Annotated in this window: 15 protein-coding genes; 2 read left to right on the forward strand and 13 right to left on the reverse strand. The window is 52.1% G+C overall.

Features of this window, described 5'->3' with window-relative positions; all coding sequences use genetic code 11:
• Positions 1–71: 71 nt before the first annotated feature.
• Entirely contained in the window at positions 72–488 is a 417-nt protein-coding gene (locus B9Y77_RS15165) for a type I restriction enzyme HsdR N-terminal domain-containing protein (RefSeq protein ID WP_085492262.1), read from the forward strand.
• 59 nt (positions 489–547) lie between these two features.
• Here B9Y77_RS15165 and xseA read toward each other — a convergent pair whose 3' ends face one another.
• On the reverse strand, positions 548–1,846 hold the full coding sequence (gene xseA, locus B9Y77_RS15170) for an exodeoxyribonuclease VII large subunit (protein WP_085492263.1): 1,299 nt from the start codon (positions 1,844–1,846) through the stop codon (positions 548–550).
• A gap of 135 nt (positions 1,847–1,981) precedes the next feature.
• Between xseA and B9Y77_RS15175 the strand changes: the two genes are divergently transcribed.
• A complete protein-coding gene (locus B9Y77_RS15175; protein ID WP_014546967.1) occupies positions 1,982–2,185 on the forward strand; it encodes a type II toxin-antitoxin system Phd/YefM family antitoxin in 204 nt (67 codons plus the stop codon).
• A 116-nt stretch (positions 2,186–2,301) separates the two neighbouring features.
• Here the strand turns inward: B9Y77_RS15175 and B9Y77_RS15180 are convergent, their stop codons facing one another.
• From B9Y77_RS15180 to B9Y77_RS15235, 12 genes are read right to left on the reverse strand one after another with little or no spacing between them, the layout of a single operon-like run.
• Complete coding sequence (locus tag B9Y77_RS15180; RefSeq protein WP_085492264.1) at positions 2,302–3,744, reverse strand: NADH-quinone oxidoreductase subunit N; 1,443 nt, start codon at positions 3,742–3,744, stop codon at positions 2,302–2,304.
• A gap of 11 nt (positions 3,745–3,755) precedes the next feature.
• A complete protein-coding gene (locus B9Y77_RS15185; RefSeq protein WP_085492265.1) occupies positions 3,756–5,270 on the reverse strand; it encodes a complex I subunit 4 family protein in 1,515 nt (504 codons plus the stop codon).
• 9 nt (positions 5,271–5,279) lie between these two features.
• Entirely contained in the window at positions 5,280–7,235 is a 1,956-nt protein-coding gene (nuoL, locus tag B9Y77_RS15190; protein WP_085492266.1) for an NADH-quinone oxidoreductase subunit L, read from the reverse strand.
• Positions 7,228–7,533: an NADH-quinone oxidoreductase subunit NuoK gene (nuoK, locus tag B9Y77_RS15195; RefSeq protein WP_014546971.1), complete on the reverse strand. Its 306-nt coding sequence runs from the start codon at positions 7,531–7,533 to the stop codon at positions 7,228–7,230. Before nuoK ends, nuoL begins: the two co-directional genes overlap by 8 nt.
• The gene (locus tag B9Y77_RS15200) at positions 7,530–8,102 is read right to left on the reverse strand and encodes an NADH-quinone oxidoreductase subunit J family protein (protein ID WP_085492267.1); all 573 of its coding nucleotides are present in this window, start codon (positions 8,100–8,102) and stop codon (positions 7,530–7,532) included. The genes nuoK and B9Y77_RS15200 overlap by 4 nt, the downstream gene beginning before the upstream one ends.
• On the reverse strand, positions 8,102–8,575 hold the full coding sequence (locus B9Y77_RS15205; RefSeq protein ID WP_014546973.1) for a NuoI/complex I 23 kDa subunit family protein: 474 nt from the start codon (positions 8,573–8,575) through the stop codon (positions 8,102–8,104). The genes B9Y77_RS15200 and B9Y77_RS15205 overlap by 1 nt, the downstream gene beginning before the upstream one ends.
• Before the next feature lie 3 nt (positions 8,576–8,578).
• Complete coding sequence (locus tag B9Y77_RS15210; protein ID WP_085492268.1) at positions 8,579–9,700, reverse strand: complex I subunit 1/NuoH family protein; 1,122 nt, start codon at positions 9,698–9,700, stop codon at positions 8,579–8,581.
• A 3-nt stretch (positions 9,701–9,703) separates the two neighbouring features.
• Complete coding sequence (locus B9Y77_RS15215; protein ID WP_085492269.1) at positions 9,704–10,843, reverse strand: NADH-quinone oxidoreductase subunit D; 1,140 nt, start codon at positions 10,841–10,843, stop codon at positions 9,704–9,706.
• Positions 10,840–12,099: an NADH-quinone oxidoreductase subunit NuoB gene (nuoB, locus tag B9Y77_RS15220; protein ID WP_085492270.1), complete on the reverse strand. Its 1,260-nt coding sequence runs from the start codon at positions 12,097–12,099 to the stop codon at positions 10,840–10,842. The genes B9Y77_RS15215 and nuoB overlap by 4 nt, the downstream gene beginning before the upstream one ends.
• Positions 12,090–12,470, reverse strand: coding sequence for an NADH-quinone oxidoreductase subunit A (locus tag B9Y77_RS15225; protein WP_014546976.1), 381 nt, complete (start codon positions 12,468–12,470; stop codon positions 12,090–12,092). The genes nuoB and B9Y77_RS15225 overlap by 10 nt, the downstream gene beginning before the upstream one ends.
• 26 nt (positions 12,471–12,496) lie before the next feature.
• A complete protein-coding gene (locus B9Y77_RS15230) occupies positions 12,497–13,090 on the reverse strand; it encodes a hypothetical protein (RefSeq protein WP_072827343.1) in 594 nt (197 codons plus the stop codon).
• Positions 13,087–15,186 (reverse strand): RelA/SpoT family protein, encoded by a 2,100-nt coding sequence (locus B9Y77_RS15235; protein WP_254900074.1) that lies wholly within the window; start codon positions 15,184–15,186, stop codon positions 13,087–13,089. The genes B9Y77_RS15230 and B9Y77_RS15235 overlap by 4 nt, the downstream gene beginning before the upstream one ends.
• Between the last annotated feature and the right edge of the window lie 223 nt (positions 15,187–15,409).

A 15,409-nucleotide genomic window follows, 5' to 3' on the forward strand; every position in this document is an offset into this window, starting at 1 on the left:
TTGTTTAACTTTTTTTGTAATTTCGCCTTGAAATGGGGTGATTTTCCTCACGTTTTTTTATATTCTCGCCAATGACCCACGAAACGCTATTTGACCCGATTCGCAAAAAAGAAGTCCCCGCAACGCCCGAAGAGCATGTCCGCCAGGCGACGGTGCGCTATTTGCTCGATGTGGTGAAGGTGCCGGAGCATTTGATTGCGGTGGAATTTCCGCTTTCGTCGATTGATGTAAAGACGGCGGACCGCGTGGATATCTTGGTGCATAATTTTAGGGCGGGGGCGCCTCTGAATAAGCCGTGGCTCTTGGTGGAGTGCAAGGCTCCGGGTGAATACACGTGGCCAGTGTTGCAACAGCAATTGAACAAGTATTTGCAAATCTTGACGCCGAACTACGTGATGCTTGCGTTAGGCGATTGTGTGCGCTATTTTGAGTTGGACTCCGTGACGCACCGCTTCAAGAAAATCGAGTGCCTGCCGGTATTTGGCTAGGGACTGTGCGGAGCTTGTCATCCTGAGCGGAGTGCGCAGCACGAAGTCGAAGGATCTAGTTATTGTACCACGGACAGAATATCGCCATCGGCGAGGCGTGTCTTGATGGTGTCGCCGCTTTTGAGCTGGCTTGCCTTGCGAATAAATTTCCCGTTTTCGTCAAGCGTGAGCGAGTAGCCCTTGGCAAGTGTCGTCTTGGGGTCTGCGTTTTTGACCTTCTCGGTGACGAGCTCGAACTGCGATTTCGCGAGGTCAAGAATCTTGCGGGATCCCTGCTTTAAACCTTCTTGGTTGCGGTCAAGTCGTTCGTGCTCAGACTTTATATAAAATGCGGTGTCTTTTTTTATGGAGGCGGCGATGAGCACGTGTTTTGATTTTTCGTTCTGGATGAGCCCGAAAACTTTTTGCTGGAGCTGGTTTCCCATTGTGCCGAGCTGCTTGTTGTTTTCGGTGAGGAGGTCGCGGGCTCCATCGGCAATGCTTGCCATTGCATTTGTCATGCGGTTCCAGCTATCCGTGACGCGTTCCACGAGACGCTTCGCGCAGTCTGTAGGCGTGATGCACGAGAGGTAGGCGACTTCGTCCAAAAGGCAACGGTCGATTTCGTGACCGATTCCCGTAAAGACTGGGGTGGGGTAGTTCGCGACCGCGCGGCAAAGCGCTTCGCTATCAAAGAAGTTTAAGTCCGTCTTGGCACCGCCACCGCGCACAATGCAGACAACGTCTAAATTTGAATCGCTTTGGAGCTGTTCCAGTGCAGCGATGATGCTGTCTTCGGTTTCGTTCCCTTGCATTCGCGCATAGACGGTCGTGACCTCGAATGCAAACGGCGAGGCTTCAAGTCTCGTGGTGAAGTCCTTGTACGCAGCCGTGTTTTCACCGGTGATGAGTCCCACGCGGAGCGGCACGTCGGCAAGTTCGAGCTGCTTGTTCTTTTCGAGCAAGCCCTCCATCGCAAGGCGCTTCAAAATGGCGCTCTTGGTGAGAGCGAGTTCGCCAATTGTATAAACCGGATCGATGTCTAGGATTTGTGCTTGCAGCTTTCCGTACGGGATGTACAATTCCGCACGCACGAGAAAGTTGACTTTCAAATCGTGCTTGAGTGTAAACGGTTGCGAAAGGCTTGAAATCTTGGCGAGAATCGCATCGTACTTGGCGGTGTAGCAATAAAGGGCAAGCGTTGCTTTCGGCTTCACGTCGCCATCGGCAAAGTCCGCAATGCTCAGGTAAACGCCCGACGGCTTTTCCGCAATTTGCGAAATGACCCCATGTACCCAAACCGCAGGTGTCGATTCTACGGTGTTCTTGAGCGAACGCATGTACTGCGTGACCGAATATGTGCGAACTTCTTGATCCATTTTTTGATGTCACCCCGGATTTATTCCGGGGTCACCTTTTGCATTGTCATGCCCGCGAAGGCGGGCATCTCCTTTCAAACATTTTGACGTTAACTATAATAATAATTAAATTGGTTGTAAGAAAAAGGACTCCCCGTGTCGAAAGTAGTTTCTGCAATGGATATGCGTCAGAATTTTGGGACGCTCTTGAACCAAGTCGCCATCAAGGACGAAGAAATCGTCATTGAGCGCGCTGGCAAGCCTTTGGCACGCCTTGTGAGCATGAATTCTGCTACAAGCGGCAAGCTTGATTTCCGCGACATTGGCAAACTCCCGAACGACATCTGGAACGAACTTTAGTTTGTATTTATTTGCTGAAGGCTGTAAAAAACATCTTAACGAAAAACGCCTCCGACTAAGTCGGGGGCGAAATTTTTGTCATTCTCCGTTAGGAGAATCCATGCTTTTCAGCTTGCTTAATTCATAAACCCGGCAAAGATGTTGTTGCTCAGGAACGGTACAAAGCCGAGGAGGATTACCGCGATGCTCAGCAAAATGATGACTTCGCGCTGGCGCTTGGTGAGGCGAAGCGGATTCAAATGTCCGTCAGGTTCATCGACCCAGGCAGCCTTGATGAGCTGCAAGTAGTAGAAGAGCGCAATGACGTTGTTCAAGACGGCGAATGCCACGAGCGTGTAATGGCCTGTCGAAGCGCCGCTGAAGAACAGGTGGAACTTGCCAAAGAAACCGGCGAGAGGCGGGATGCCTGCCAAGCTGAACATCGAAATAGCAAGGGCGATGGCGAGGCTCGGGTTCTGCTTTGAAAGTCCGCGGAGCGACTGGAATGTTTCTTCGCGGTGATGCCCGATGATGCCGAACACGAAGAATGCGAGGTAGTTCGAAACGGCATAGACAAAGAGGTAATAGATGATTGCCGTCTTTGCGGTTGTTGCAGGGCCGAGCAAGGCGACCATGATGTAGCCTGCCTGAGCGATAGAGCTGTAAGCCATGAAGCGGCGGAGGCGGCTTTGCTTGAGTGCGCCGAGGTTACCGACAAAGAGCGTGACGCCTGCGAGGAGCGCAATGAGCGGAGCCATCTTGTCTTGGATCGGGGAGAGCGGGCCATAGACGAGCACGACGAGGAACGCAATGGCGGTTGCCTTCGAGGTCACGGAAAGCACGGCGGTTACCGGCGTCGGAGCGCCTTCGTAAACGTCCGGAGCCCAGGTGTAGAACGGGAACAGCGTGAGCTTGAATCCGATTCCGCAGAAGAGGAACAGCACGGCAATCCACAAGAGCGGGCTAGAACCGCTTGCGACGGCGGCTTGAATCTCGTTAAAGTGGAGGCTTCCGGAGAAACCGTAGAGGTAGCTGAAGCCAAACAGTTCAAATGCTGTGGCGACAGATCCCATCAAGATGTACTTGGTAGCAGCTTCGGAACCGTACTGGTCGCGCTTGTTCCAGGCGGCGAGTGCGTACATCGGGATGGTCGCGATTTCGAGGCCGAGGAAGAACGTGAGCAAGTCGCAAGCGCTCACGACTGTGAAGCCGCCGAACGTCGCAAATGCGATGGCGCCGATGAATTCGGCAATCTGGTGCATAGGTGGCTTCTTGTCGGCGCCGTGTTCAAAGTAGTCCTTGGAAAGCCACATGCCAAGCAGAGCGCTCACCATGAGCACTTCGCGCATGAGCACGCCGAAGTCGTCCACTTTCCAGTTGCAGATAAAGAACTTGCCGTTGCCGCTCGCGAGCGGGATGAAGTTCAGCAAGAAGAAAATGGCGATAAAGCCGATGTTTGCCATGCGCCACGGGACTTTGGATTGCGTAGTCACGAAAAGGCGTATCCCAATCACGACGAACGGGAAAATCAGCAGCAAAACGTCAGGTAGAATGAAGTTTGGAATTGCAAAATTTGTCATAATTAAACCTACTATAAACCTGCCGATGAAATCTTTTCAAAGATAGGTGCTATGCTCTGGTCCAGAAGTTCAGAAATCCAGCCGGGGCAAACACCGATGAACAACAAGCAGGCAACGAGAACGACAATGACCAACTTTTCGCGGAAGCTTCCATCCGTGAGGCCTTCGTACTTCTGCGGGAGCGGGCCGTGAAGCATACGGTTCGCGGTTTGCAAAATGTAGACGGCGGTCGTCGTGATGGAGAGAATGGCGAGAATCGTCACGATGCGTGTAAGCGTGGAATCTTGCTGGAACGCGCCAATGAAGATGGTGCTTTCGGCAATGAATCCGCTAAAGCCCGGGAGGCCAAGCCCTGCGAAACCGGCAAGCACAAAGCCAACGCCGAGGAATGGCATCTTGCGCATGATACCACCCATTTCCGTGATATCGCGGGTGTGGGTGCGTTCGTAAATCATGCCGATGGTCGCGAAGAAGAGGCCTGTCAAGAATCCGTGCGAAATCATCTGGAGGCTAGCGCCGCGAAGTCCAATCGGCGTGAGGGCTGCAAGTCCGAGGAAGATGAGGCCCAAGTGGCTGATGGAACTGTAAGCGGTGATGTACTTGAGGTCTTTGTGGCGGATGGCGATAAACGGGCCGAGAACCACGTTAAAGATGAGGAGTGCTACAACGTACGGGAGCCAAATCTTGGCGGCTTCGGGCATGAGGAACATGGCGACACGCAAGCATCCGTAGGCACCCATTTTCATCATCACACCGGCAGCGAGCATCGAAACGGCAGTCGGTGCAGCGGAGTGACCATCCGGGCTCCAGAAGTGGAACGGGAAAAGCGAACTCGAAACGGCAAATCCCATGAACATGAGCGGGAATGCCCACATCTGGAAATCCATCGGGAGAGTCGTCTTTGCAATTTCAATGAGGTTCCAGCTTGTAGCGCCACTTTCGAAGTAAAGCCCGAAGAGCGTTGCAAGAATCATCGAAGAGCCAAACGCGAGCGTCAACGTGAGCTTTTTACCACCGTAGTCGCGCTTGCCACTGCCGTAGCAGGCAATCATGAGGTACATGCAGAGTGCTTCCATTTCGTAGAACACGAAGAAAAGCACCAAGTCAAAGCTCATGTACACGCCGTAAACGCTTGTTGCCAAGAGCTGGATAAGCGCAAAGAAAATCTTTTGATTCCCTTTGATCTTGAGGCTTACAAGCACGCCAGCCCAGACGATGAACGCCGTGAGCGCAAGCAACAGCATGTTGAGACCGTCAGCGCCGACAATGTAATGGGCATTGAACATCGAAAGCCACGGAATATCCGTGAAGAAGCGGAGCGCAAGTGGTGCGGCTGCCGGATCCGTCGGAGTTCCCGAGAGGGCATAGACGGCGTAAGTCAAGTAGCAGACAATTGCAAGGACAATCGTTGCCGACGTGACGTGGATGGTTCGGAGCGTCTTTTCGTACGTGGCAGGGATCAGTACGCAGGCGAGAACCGTTAAGAGGGGGAGAACCCAAATGGAGTTAAAAAGTATTGTATTCATGGGTGCGCCTTACAGGGGAAGCTGGCCGAAGAATCGCCAAAGGAGAACGCCAACAATCAAAGTACCCAAGTAGAACGGCAGGTAGCCGGCCTGGGCAAAACGGACCAAGTCACCGAGCTTGTGGACAAACCAGACCGTAAAGGCGAGGAGTCCTTCAATCACGTAATCGTTGAATGCGCGGGCGACACGTGCGATACCGCCAAAGATGAACTGGCGGACGACGGCGTAGTACATTTCATCGAGGTAGAACTTGTGATAAACGACTTTGTAAATGCCACTGCGATTGGATTCATCGAGTGCGCGCTGGACTTTAGCCCAGGGGCTTGCGTAAAGCACCCAGGCAATCACGAGAGCGATAACGGCAATGCCCACAGCTACAAACGGAATCCATTCGGCATGATCGAATCTCACCAACTGCGGAACATGCAATGCACCCGGCTCAAAGAACTTCTCGAAAAGTCCCTTGCCTAAAACACCGCTCAAGAGAGCCGGAATCGCAAGGATTACAATCGGGAGTGTCATCGCGAAATCTTCATGCACATGGCCTGCCTTGACGCCTTCGTGACGCGGAGCGCCATGGAATGCAAGGAAGAACAGACGGAACATGTAGAACGTCGTGAGGCCGCTCGTGAGGAGTGCAAGCCCAAAGACAACGTAATGGTGCCCTTGGAATGCGGCGAGAATGATTTCGTCCTTGGAGAAGAATCCGGAGAACGGCGGAATGCCTGAAATCGCGAGAATCGAAATGAGTGTGCAGGCGTAAGTGAGCTTCATCTTCTTTCCGAGACCGCCCATGGCATCGAGATCGTTCGTACCGACCTGATGGATTAAGCTACCGGCGATAAGGAACAAGCTGCACTTGAAGAACGCGTGCGTAAAGATGTGGAATGTCGAAGCGGTCCAACCGGTAACGGCGACAACCTGGCCAATCTTGCAAGCGCCAAGCGCAAACATCATGTAACCGAGCTGCGAAAGCGTGGAGTAGGCGAGGATGCGCTTGATGTCCTTTTGCGTGCAAGCGATGACGGCAGCGAATACCATCGTGAATGCGCCAACCCACATGATGAGCGTGAGGGCGTTATCGCAAATGGCAAAGAACGGGAAGAGTCGAGCGACAAGGTAAACGCCTGCGACGACCATTGTTGCACTGTGAATGATAGAGCTGACGGGTGTAGGACCTTCCATCGCGTTCGGGAGCCAGATATGCATCGGGAACATGGCGGACTTGCCCCAGCCACCGGTGAAAATCAAGATGGAACCGAGAACGAGTGCTTCGGACTTTGGAATTGTCACAAGGCCGAGGTTGATGAATTGCTTCTGGAAATCGATGAGGCTGAGCGAATTGAGCGTCGAAAAGTCGAAACTTCCGACGACGTAGCTCACAAGCACAATGCCGAGCAAGAAGAAGCTATCGGCAAAGCGGGTGAGGATGAACGCCTGCTTGGATGCGCTTACGGCACTTGGCTTGTGGTACCAGAAACCGATGAGCAAGTAACTCGAAACGCCGACGAGTTCCCAGAAGATGAACATCTGGAAAAGGTTTGTAGCGATGACGAGTCCGAGCATGCTAAAGCTGAACAGCGAGAGCAGTGCAAAGAAACGCCCGGCGGCGCGGTCTTCGCGCATGTAGCCGATGCTGTAGATATTCACCATGAAGCTGATGAACGTGACAACCACGAGCATCATCACGGAGAGCGGATCTACGAGCATACCGATTCTTGCGACCAAATTCCCGACGAACGGGATAAACGTATGGTCGAACAGAATTGCCTTTTGCGGTGCAAAGTCCGAGCTGAAGTAGTGGAAGGCGAGTGTGCCTGCGGCGGCAAAGGCAAGGCCGTTGCAAATGACAGCGAGAATCGCTGCGGCTTTTGCGCACTTGTTTCCGAGGAAAAGCCCGTTCACGACGAACGTGATGAGCGGGAACAGAAGGATCAAATAGCCGAGAGTGATATCATCAATCATGGAGGTCCCTCAACTGGTCAACGTCAAGACTCTTATGGCGGCGGTACATGGTCACGATAATCGCAAGGGCGATGGCCATTTCGCAAGCCGTCACGGCAATGACAAAGATACTGAACAGAGCGCCTGCAGTCGCATCGTGTGCGGTGAAGTAGGCGAAACTGATAAAGTTGATGTTTGCGGCATTCAGCATGAGCTCAATGGAAATGAGCATGCCAATGAGATGGCGACGGCGCATCAGGCCCCAGACGCCAATCCCGAACAGCAAAAATGCGAGAATCAAGCAATTCAAAAGGTTCATTTGCTAGCCTCCTCTTCGGCATCTTCCTTGGTGCGGCGGGCGACCGTGATAGCGCAAATGAGCGTCATCAAGAGGAGCACGCTCACGATTTCAAATGGGATGATGAATCCGTTGGGATCGTTACCAAGCAAGCGCAAGGCGAAGTTTTGGAGTGAAGAATAGTCGGCGGGGGAGTTCACGATGCCGCTTGCCAAGTCCGGAGTCGGCAGCACGCATTTGACCATCACGAATACAAACGCGATGGAGAGCGCAAATGCGGTGAACACTCGCGGAATCTTTGTCGTGAAAGCGTCTTCTCCCAAATGGCTTGTGAGGAGAATCGTAAACACCACGAAAATCACGACACCGCCCACGTAAACCATCACCTGGGCAAGCGCAATGAATTCGGCATGCATGAGCATGTAGAGGATGGCGGTCGTGACAAAGCTAAAGATGAGGAACACGGCACTCTGCAGGATGTTTTTCACGGCAACGCAACAAACTGCCGTCATTAAAATCACGAATGCGACGACATAGAACGCAATGTCCATGCCTCCCATCGGGAATGATAAAGGCAAATCCGGGAACATTAACCTTGTCCCTCCTTCTTATTTAAAATCATTTCGAGATCGTTCGGGTCGGTTGTCGCAACTTCGAATGCGGGACTCATGCGGATGGCTCCAAACGGGCAGGCTTCTACGCAGAGGCCACACTGGGTGCAACTGGCGAAGTGGTACACGTAACGTCCGAGAACCTTCTTGCCGGCAATGTTCTTTGTGGCAAGCACGTTGATGGAGGCGTTCGGGCAGGCGCGTTCGCACATGCCGCAAGCGGTGCAGTGGTTGTTGCCGTCTGCATCTTCGATCATCTCGAGGCGGCCGCGGTAACGGTCGTGCATCTTGAGCGTCTTCCTGTTTTCGGGGTACTGTTCCGTAACGATGCGCTTAGGATTGAAAAAATATTTGAGCGTCACGGACAATCCGCAAATAAGGCTCCACGGACCCGTAATGCAACGCTTTAAATAGCGCTTGATATATTGTAATGTTGAAATCTTTTCTTGCATAAACTAACCACCAATTGCGATAAAGGCTGCGCCAGCGACGAGCAACACTAGGTTTACCGGCAAAAGGAATTTCCATTCAAAGTCCATGAGCTGGTCGACACGCGGGCGCACAAACGTCCAGCGGACCATCATGTAGCACCAGACCATAAAGTAAATCTTGGCGAAGAACCATACGACGCCGGGTACCATGTTCAAGACGTTGTCCACCGCGGCGATGCCGATGCACGGCGGGAAGAATCCACCGAGGAAGCATGTGGTCGCAAGGGCGGAGTTTGTGATGAGGGCGATGTATTCAGCGAGGTAGAACATGGCAAACGGAGTGCCATTGTATTCCGTGTGGTAACCGCCGGTGAGTTCCTGTTCTGCTTCGGCAATGTCGAAGGGAGCGCGGTTCATTTCGGCTGTACTAGAAATAAAGAAGAGGATGAACGCGATGAAACCGAGGACTGGAATCTTGAAAATCCACCAGTCAAAAATGGTTCCTTCCTGGCCCATCGTAATGCTCATGAGGTTCGTAGAACCAGAAATCATGACGACAAACAGGAGAATCATTGCAAACGAGATTTCGTAGCTGATCATCTGGGCGCCACTGCGGAGCGCACCGAGCAAGGAATACTTGTTGTTACTGCTCCAGCCGCCAAGCAAAATGCCGAGCACGCCAAAGCCGTTCACCGCGATGATGAGCGGGATGCCCATCGAGACGTCCGCCACGACGAGATTCTTGTCGAACGGAATCAAGGCGCAGACGATGAACGGTGCAATCAAGACGATGAGCGGTGCCAAGTAGAACATGAGCTTGTCAGCGCCACTCGGAGCGTACACTTCCTTGAAGAGCATTTTGATCACGTCCGCGATGGTCTGGATCGTTCCGTGCCAGCCAAGACGCATCGGTCCCAAACGGCACTGCACGTGAGCGCAAACCTTACGTTCCATGTAAATGAGGATCGGGGCAGAGCCGATGTTCACCACGCAAACAGCGATAATGCAAATCACAGCGTTGATGAGGAAGGCGACGACGCTGTTGAGGTCTTCGGACTGGATGTTTGCGGGCAGGTATTCTGCCAAGCGCGGAACCCATTCACGGACAAAGTCGCCAATAGGATGTGTTACTGAAGGTACAAACATAAACTACCTGTCAATTTCCGGAATCACGGGGTCAAGGGTTGCCATGATGGTCACGAGGTCCGAAATCTTGTGACCTTGAGCCATCTTGTTAATTGCTCCAATATGCGGGAAGCTCGGGCCGCGTGTGTGGATGCGGTACGGCTTTTCACCGGTCGTCGCGGCGACAACGTAAGTGGCGTAAAGACCCTTGGCTGTTTCAATTTCGCTGTAGTAGCGGCCCACGGGGAGTCGCACCGGCTTTTCTTTGGAACGCCACGGACCTTCGGTCGGGAACTTTTCGACGCACTGGCGCAAAATCTTCATGGATTGATGAATTTCAGCAATGCGGATCTGGTAGCGGTCGTAGCAGTCGCCGTTATGGAATACGGGCACGTCAAAGTCGAGCTGGTCGTAAATGCTATACGGGTTTGCACGGCGCACATCGAAGTTCACGCCGCTGGCGCGGAGCACAGGACCCGAGCAACCGTAAGCGATTGCATCTTCCTTGGAAAGAACTCCAATGCCGATGCTGCGTTCCAACACGATGATGTTTTTCGAAAGGAATCTTTCGTAGTCCTTCATCGTATCTTCCATGTGGTCGAGGAATGCTTTCACGCGTGGGATAAACGTATCCGGCACGTCATAGCGGCTTCCGCCCGGTCTAAAGAAGTTCGTCGTAAGGCGAGAACCTGTTACTTCTTCAAGCATGTCGTGAATCATTTCACGTTCCTTGAAGCCGAACAAAAGGCAAGTCTGTCCGCCAAGGTCACCGCCAAAGCAACCGTAGAACACCAAGTGCGAGGCTATGCGGCCAAGTTCCTGGAGCATCACGCGGATGTATTCGCCACGGAGCGGAACGCCCACGTTCATGCCCTTTTCAAGAGCAATGACAACGCCCAAGTTGTTCTGGATGGCGGTCAAATAGTCCTGACGGTCCGACATCGCGATGTACTGCAAGTAGCTCATCGATTCCGCTTGCTTTTCCATACCGCGGTGGATATAGCCAAAGTGCGGGACAACTTCTACAATGGTCTCACCGTCCATGCGGAGCGTGAGTCGCAAAGCACCGTGAGTACTCGGGTGCTGCGGACCCATGTTGATAAAAAATTCTTCAGTATTCGATTTGCGTTCGAGGCGAAATCCCGGAGGTAACTGATGACTCATATAGGCCTCCTAATCATTTCCGGGTGAGCAAAGTCTTTACGGAGCGGGTAACCCACGAAGTCCTTGTCCAAGAAGATGCGGCGAAGGTCGGGGTGGTTTTCAAACTTGATGCCGAACATGTCGTAAACTTCGCGTTCCTTGATTTCTGCACCGGGGTAGAGGTGCGAGATTGTTGGGACGCTAGCGAGGAGCGATGTTGGGCGTTTTTCTTCGTCAATCGAGAAGTCTTTCTTGAGCTGCACGCAAAGGAAAATCTTGTGGCCGATTTCAAGGCTTCTGAGCATTGTCACCATGTCGAAGTGGTCGTCGTAGTCAATGGCGGTCACGTCAATCAGGTAATCCATCTTGAATTCAGGATCATTCTTGACAAATTCAACGACGTTCAGGTAATCTTCCTTTTCGAGCATGACTTCGAGCGGGCAATCCGCAGGCATCTTGGCGACGACATCTTCTGGAGTGTCTTCACCGCGGGTATGCACGGTCACGTTCGGGAACTTGGCGCGGAGCTTTGTGAAAAGCTCGAGCTGCGTCATGCCAAAGCGCTTGGCGGGTACGCGTTCCACTTCCGGGAAATCCGGCTTCTTGACGCGAATCGGCTTGAAGGCGCTCTTGTAGTCTGGATTTTCTTCCTTGAACTTCGCGCGGGCTTCGGCCATCTGCTCGTCTTTCATTTCTTCGAGAGCGGCCCAAGTCTTTGCGGCTTCGCGATAGCGATCCATCGTCGAAACGTCTTTCGGTTCGCCTTCGTGCCACGGGTTGCGGCATGTTTCCTTGAGAATTTTTTCGCGGAGCGTCAAAAGTCCGTGGAAGAGTGCTTCGGGGCGCGGCGGGCAGCCGGGAACGAACACATCGACCGGAATCAAGTTCTGTGCGCCACGAACAACAGAATAGTTGTCGTAGATGAACGGGCCACCGCTAATCGTGCAGGCGCCCATGGCGATGACGTATTTCGGACCGGGAATTTGTTCCCAAAGCATCTGGATGGCGGGTGCCATGCGGCGGGTAATCGTACCTGCCAAAATAAACAAGTCCGCCTGTCGCGGGGACGAGCGGAACACTTCAGAGCCAAAACGGGCAATGTCATAACGAGCCATAGAACTCGACATCATTTCGATGGCGCAGCAGCTAGTACCGTATGTCAGAGGCCAAATGGAGTTTGCACGGGCCCAGTTCACAACATAGTCGATGGCGTTTACAACGTACTTTCCACCGGGAATCGGGTCCAAAATCTTTGGAGCTAAATTGATTATTCCCATTTGAGAATTCCTTTCTTCCAGGCATAGGCGAGACCTGAAACGAGAATCGCAATGAAGATGATAAGGTCGATAACGACGACTGATGGCGGGAGCGCCGTGTGGCCAGCCATGATTTCCTTGAAGTTCATCATGACGGGGAAGAGGAACAGCGCTTCGATATCAAACACGAGGAAGAGCAAGGCGAACAGGTAGTAGCCCACCTTGAACTGAATTCTTGCGTTGCCGATGGTTTCCATACCGCATTCGTACGGTGCCATCTTGTTCTTTGTATTCTTGGTGCGGTAGCCTAGCAATAGGCCTGTGACGGTTGCCGCCGCCGCGATAAACGCGCCCAGAAAAAGGAATATTGAAAGTATGATGTATTCAGACATAGTCGTTAGTTTTTAGTCAATGGTCATTAGTAGAAATTCTGCAAGTCCTGGACGGTTCCGAATAGCGTATTGCCAATCTGGAAGCGGTCCAGAACGTGTTTCAACAAGTCCTTAAATTCATCGATGGTGCCTGCGTTCATGGTATTCAATTTGCCTTGAATATCACTCACGAAACCGTAAACGACAGGGCTTGATTTCATGCCCTGCATTTCCCCACTCCATTGCTGCAACACTTTATCCGTATCAATCCTTGCGATAACGTATCGCGTCGTCGAAAGAAGCTCCTGCAAAAAGTGCACGAGGAAAATTTCTTCTTGCAAAATACCCCAGCGTTTGTCTTTAGAGTAAAGCGAAGAATTTTCTGCCTTGCCGTAGAAAATGGCAGCCTGCGCATATTCGAGGCATGTCATCAGGAGTCGTTCGTAACGCTTGATGTCCTTGCTCAAATGCTGGTACCAGGCATTGTTCTCTTCGGGTGTAGAGTCCTTGGCTTCGGCGATTTCGTTCGGGAACAGCGCACGGAACGCGTAATACACTTCTTCGTAATAACGGTTCCTCATGCGGCAGTTGAACGCACGGTTTTTTTGTGTGTAGTCGCAATGGTGTAGGGAAGATATCATGCTTTTTCAACCCCTCTGACGCCCTCGACTTGCCTTATCTTGGCCACAATGGCATCGACCTGGTCCTTGCGGAACGCCTTGAATTCCATACGGATGCGTCCCGTGTACTGGGCACTGGCGATACTCATTCTATCCAGCGACAAGTTCTCGTCTTTCAGAACCATCAGGATGCTTAACGGCAAGTTCCTGCGGTTGTCTGTTTCAATCGTGAGGTGCGTGGTAAATGGCTTCGAAACGTCGGCGCTCCAGTCGACAGGGAGGCGTTGGTCGGTCGGCAAGTCCTTGAGGCAAGGGCAGTCGCTCTTGTGGACTTCAATACCGATTTGCGGGCGCATCACGCCGACAATCTTATCACCCGGAACAGGGCCGCAGCAGCTTGCGAAATGGATGAGAAGACTGGTTTCTTGGCCAATCATCAACGGCATTTCGTCGGTGAGCGTGTTGTCCATGTCCTTTCCGAATTTCGGATAGAAGCGGATGGCTGCGGTTTCCTTGGATATGTCGTTTCCGCCGTTCAAGAAACGGTGGATGTCCTGGAGCGGCAGTTCGCCCTGGCCGATTTTCTCGAAAAATTCGTTGAGGCTCGTCATGCCGAAGTTCTTGAGGATGTCCTCTTCCTTCGGGCGTTTGTCCTTTTCAATTTTCAGGAGGCGCAGTTCGCGAGTCCAGATTTCTTTACCGAGGCTGCGGGATTGCGTGATGATGCTTGTCTTCATCCACTTGCGGAGCTCCTGCTTTGCCTTGATGGTCTTGACCATTTCAAGCCATTCCGGGCTCGGTTCCTGGTTCGGGCTCTTTAAAATCTGGATGGTGGCACCGTGCGGCACGGGTTCATCGAGGCTCACGACCTTGTCGTTAATGCGTGCTCCGATGCAGTGCAGGCCGAGCTCCGTGTGTACTGCAAATGCAAAGTCCAAAACGATGGCGCCTTCGGGGAGTTCAACGGATGCTCCCTTCGGGGTGAACACCGTCATGCCTTCGGGCTTCAAGTCCACTTTCAAGAAGTCGAGGTATTCCTTGGAGTCCGAGATTTCGGATTGCAGCTTGACCATGTGATCGAGCCAGGCGAGTTCTTCACCTTCGTGCTGCGTTTCCATCTTGTAGGCCCAGTGGGCGGCAAATCCCTTTTCGGCGGTTAAGTCCATGTCCTTTGTGCGGATCTGGACTTCGACCATCTTGTTTTCGGGACCGATGACGGTTGTATGGATACTCTGGTAAAGGTTAGGCTTCGGGGTCGCGATGTAGTCCTTGAAGCGGCTTTGCAGCGGCGTCCAGAGGTTGTGAACGTAACCCAGAGCGAGGTAGCATTCCGGAATCGTTTCGACGATAATGCGGATGGCGAAAATGTCAAAGATGTCTTCGAACCCGCAACCGCGGGCAATCATCTTGTTATAGATGCTGTATATGTTCTTGGTGCGTCCCTGGATGGTGCAGTCGAAGTCTTCGAGAGCCATCTTGATCTGGAGCGGGCCAATCACGGATTGCACGTAGTTTTCGCGCTTTTCCTTGTTCTCGATAAGGGCGTCGACGAGCTTTTGGTATTCGTCCGGGTTTACGTACTTGAAGCTCAAGTCTTCGAGTTCGGTTTTCAGTTTGTATAGACCGAATCTATGGGTGAGCGGTACGTAAATGTCGAGCGTTTCCTGGGCGATAATCTTGCGCTTTTCGGGCTTCATGTATCGCATGGTGCGCATGTTGTGGATGCGGTCTGCGATTTTAATCATGATGACGCGCGGGTCTTTGGCCATGGCCGTAATGAGCTTACGGTAGGTACTTGCCTTTTGCGCCGTCTTGCTTGCTTCTTGGACTGCGGTAATCTTTGTCACCGCATCGACCATAAACGCCGTGTCTTCGCCAAAAAGTTCAGAAATTTCACTGAGGGTATGCGGGGTGTCTTCCACCACGTCGTGCAATAAGCCTGCGAGTACCGTTGCCTGGTCTTGCTTGAGGTCTGCAAGAATCTTGGCCACTTCGTAAGGGTGTTCTGTGTAGGGCATGCCGCTCTTGCGGTATTGACCATCGTGGGCATCGGCAATAAAGGCTATAGCTTTTCTGAGAATCCCTTCGTCAAGTTTGGGATTCTTCTTAAGGAGCACACTTACAATGTGCTCTTGGTTAGTTGTAAATTTAGCCTGATCCATCATTCTCAATTTATCTAATAATTTGATACTTATGCGGCTTTTTTTCGAAAATATGCCAAAAATAAGACGAAAAAAGCATCGACTTGACTAGAAAAAAGGAAAAATTGAAAATTTCCAGTTTGCGGGTAGATGCATCTGAATGAGTGCGTTGTAACTGTTACAACAAAAAAGTTATTAC

Origin of the sequence: Fibrobacter sp. UWB13, from assembly GCF_900177805.1 — a bacterium.
Classification (GTDB): Bacteria; Fibrobacterota; Fibrobacteria; order Fibrobacterales; family Fibrobacteraceae; genus Fibrobacter.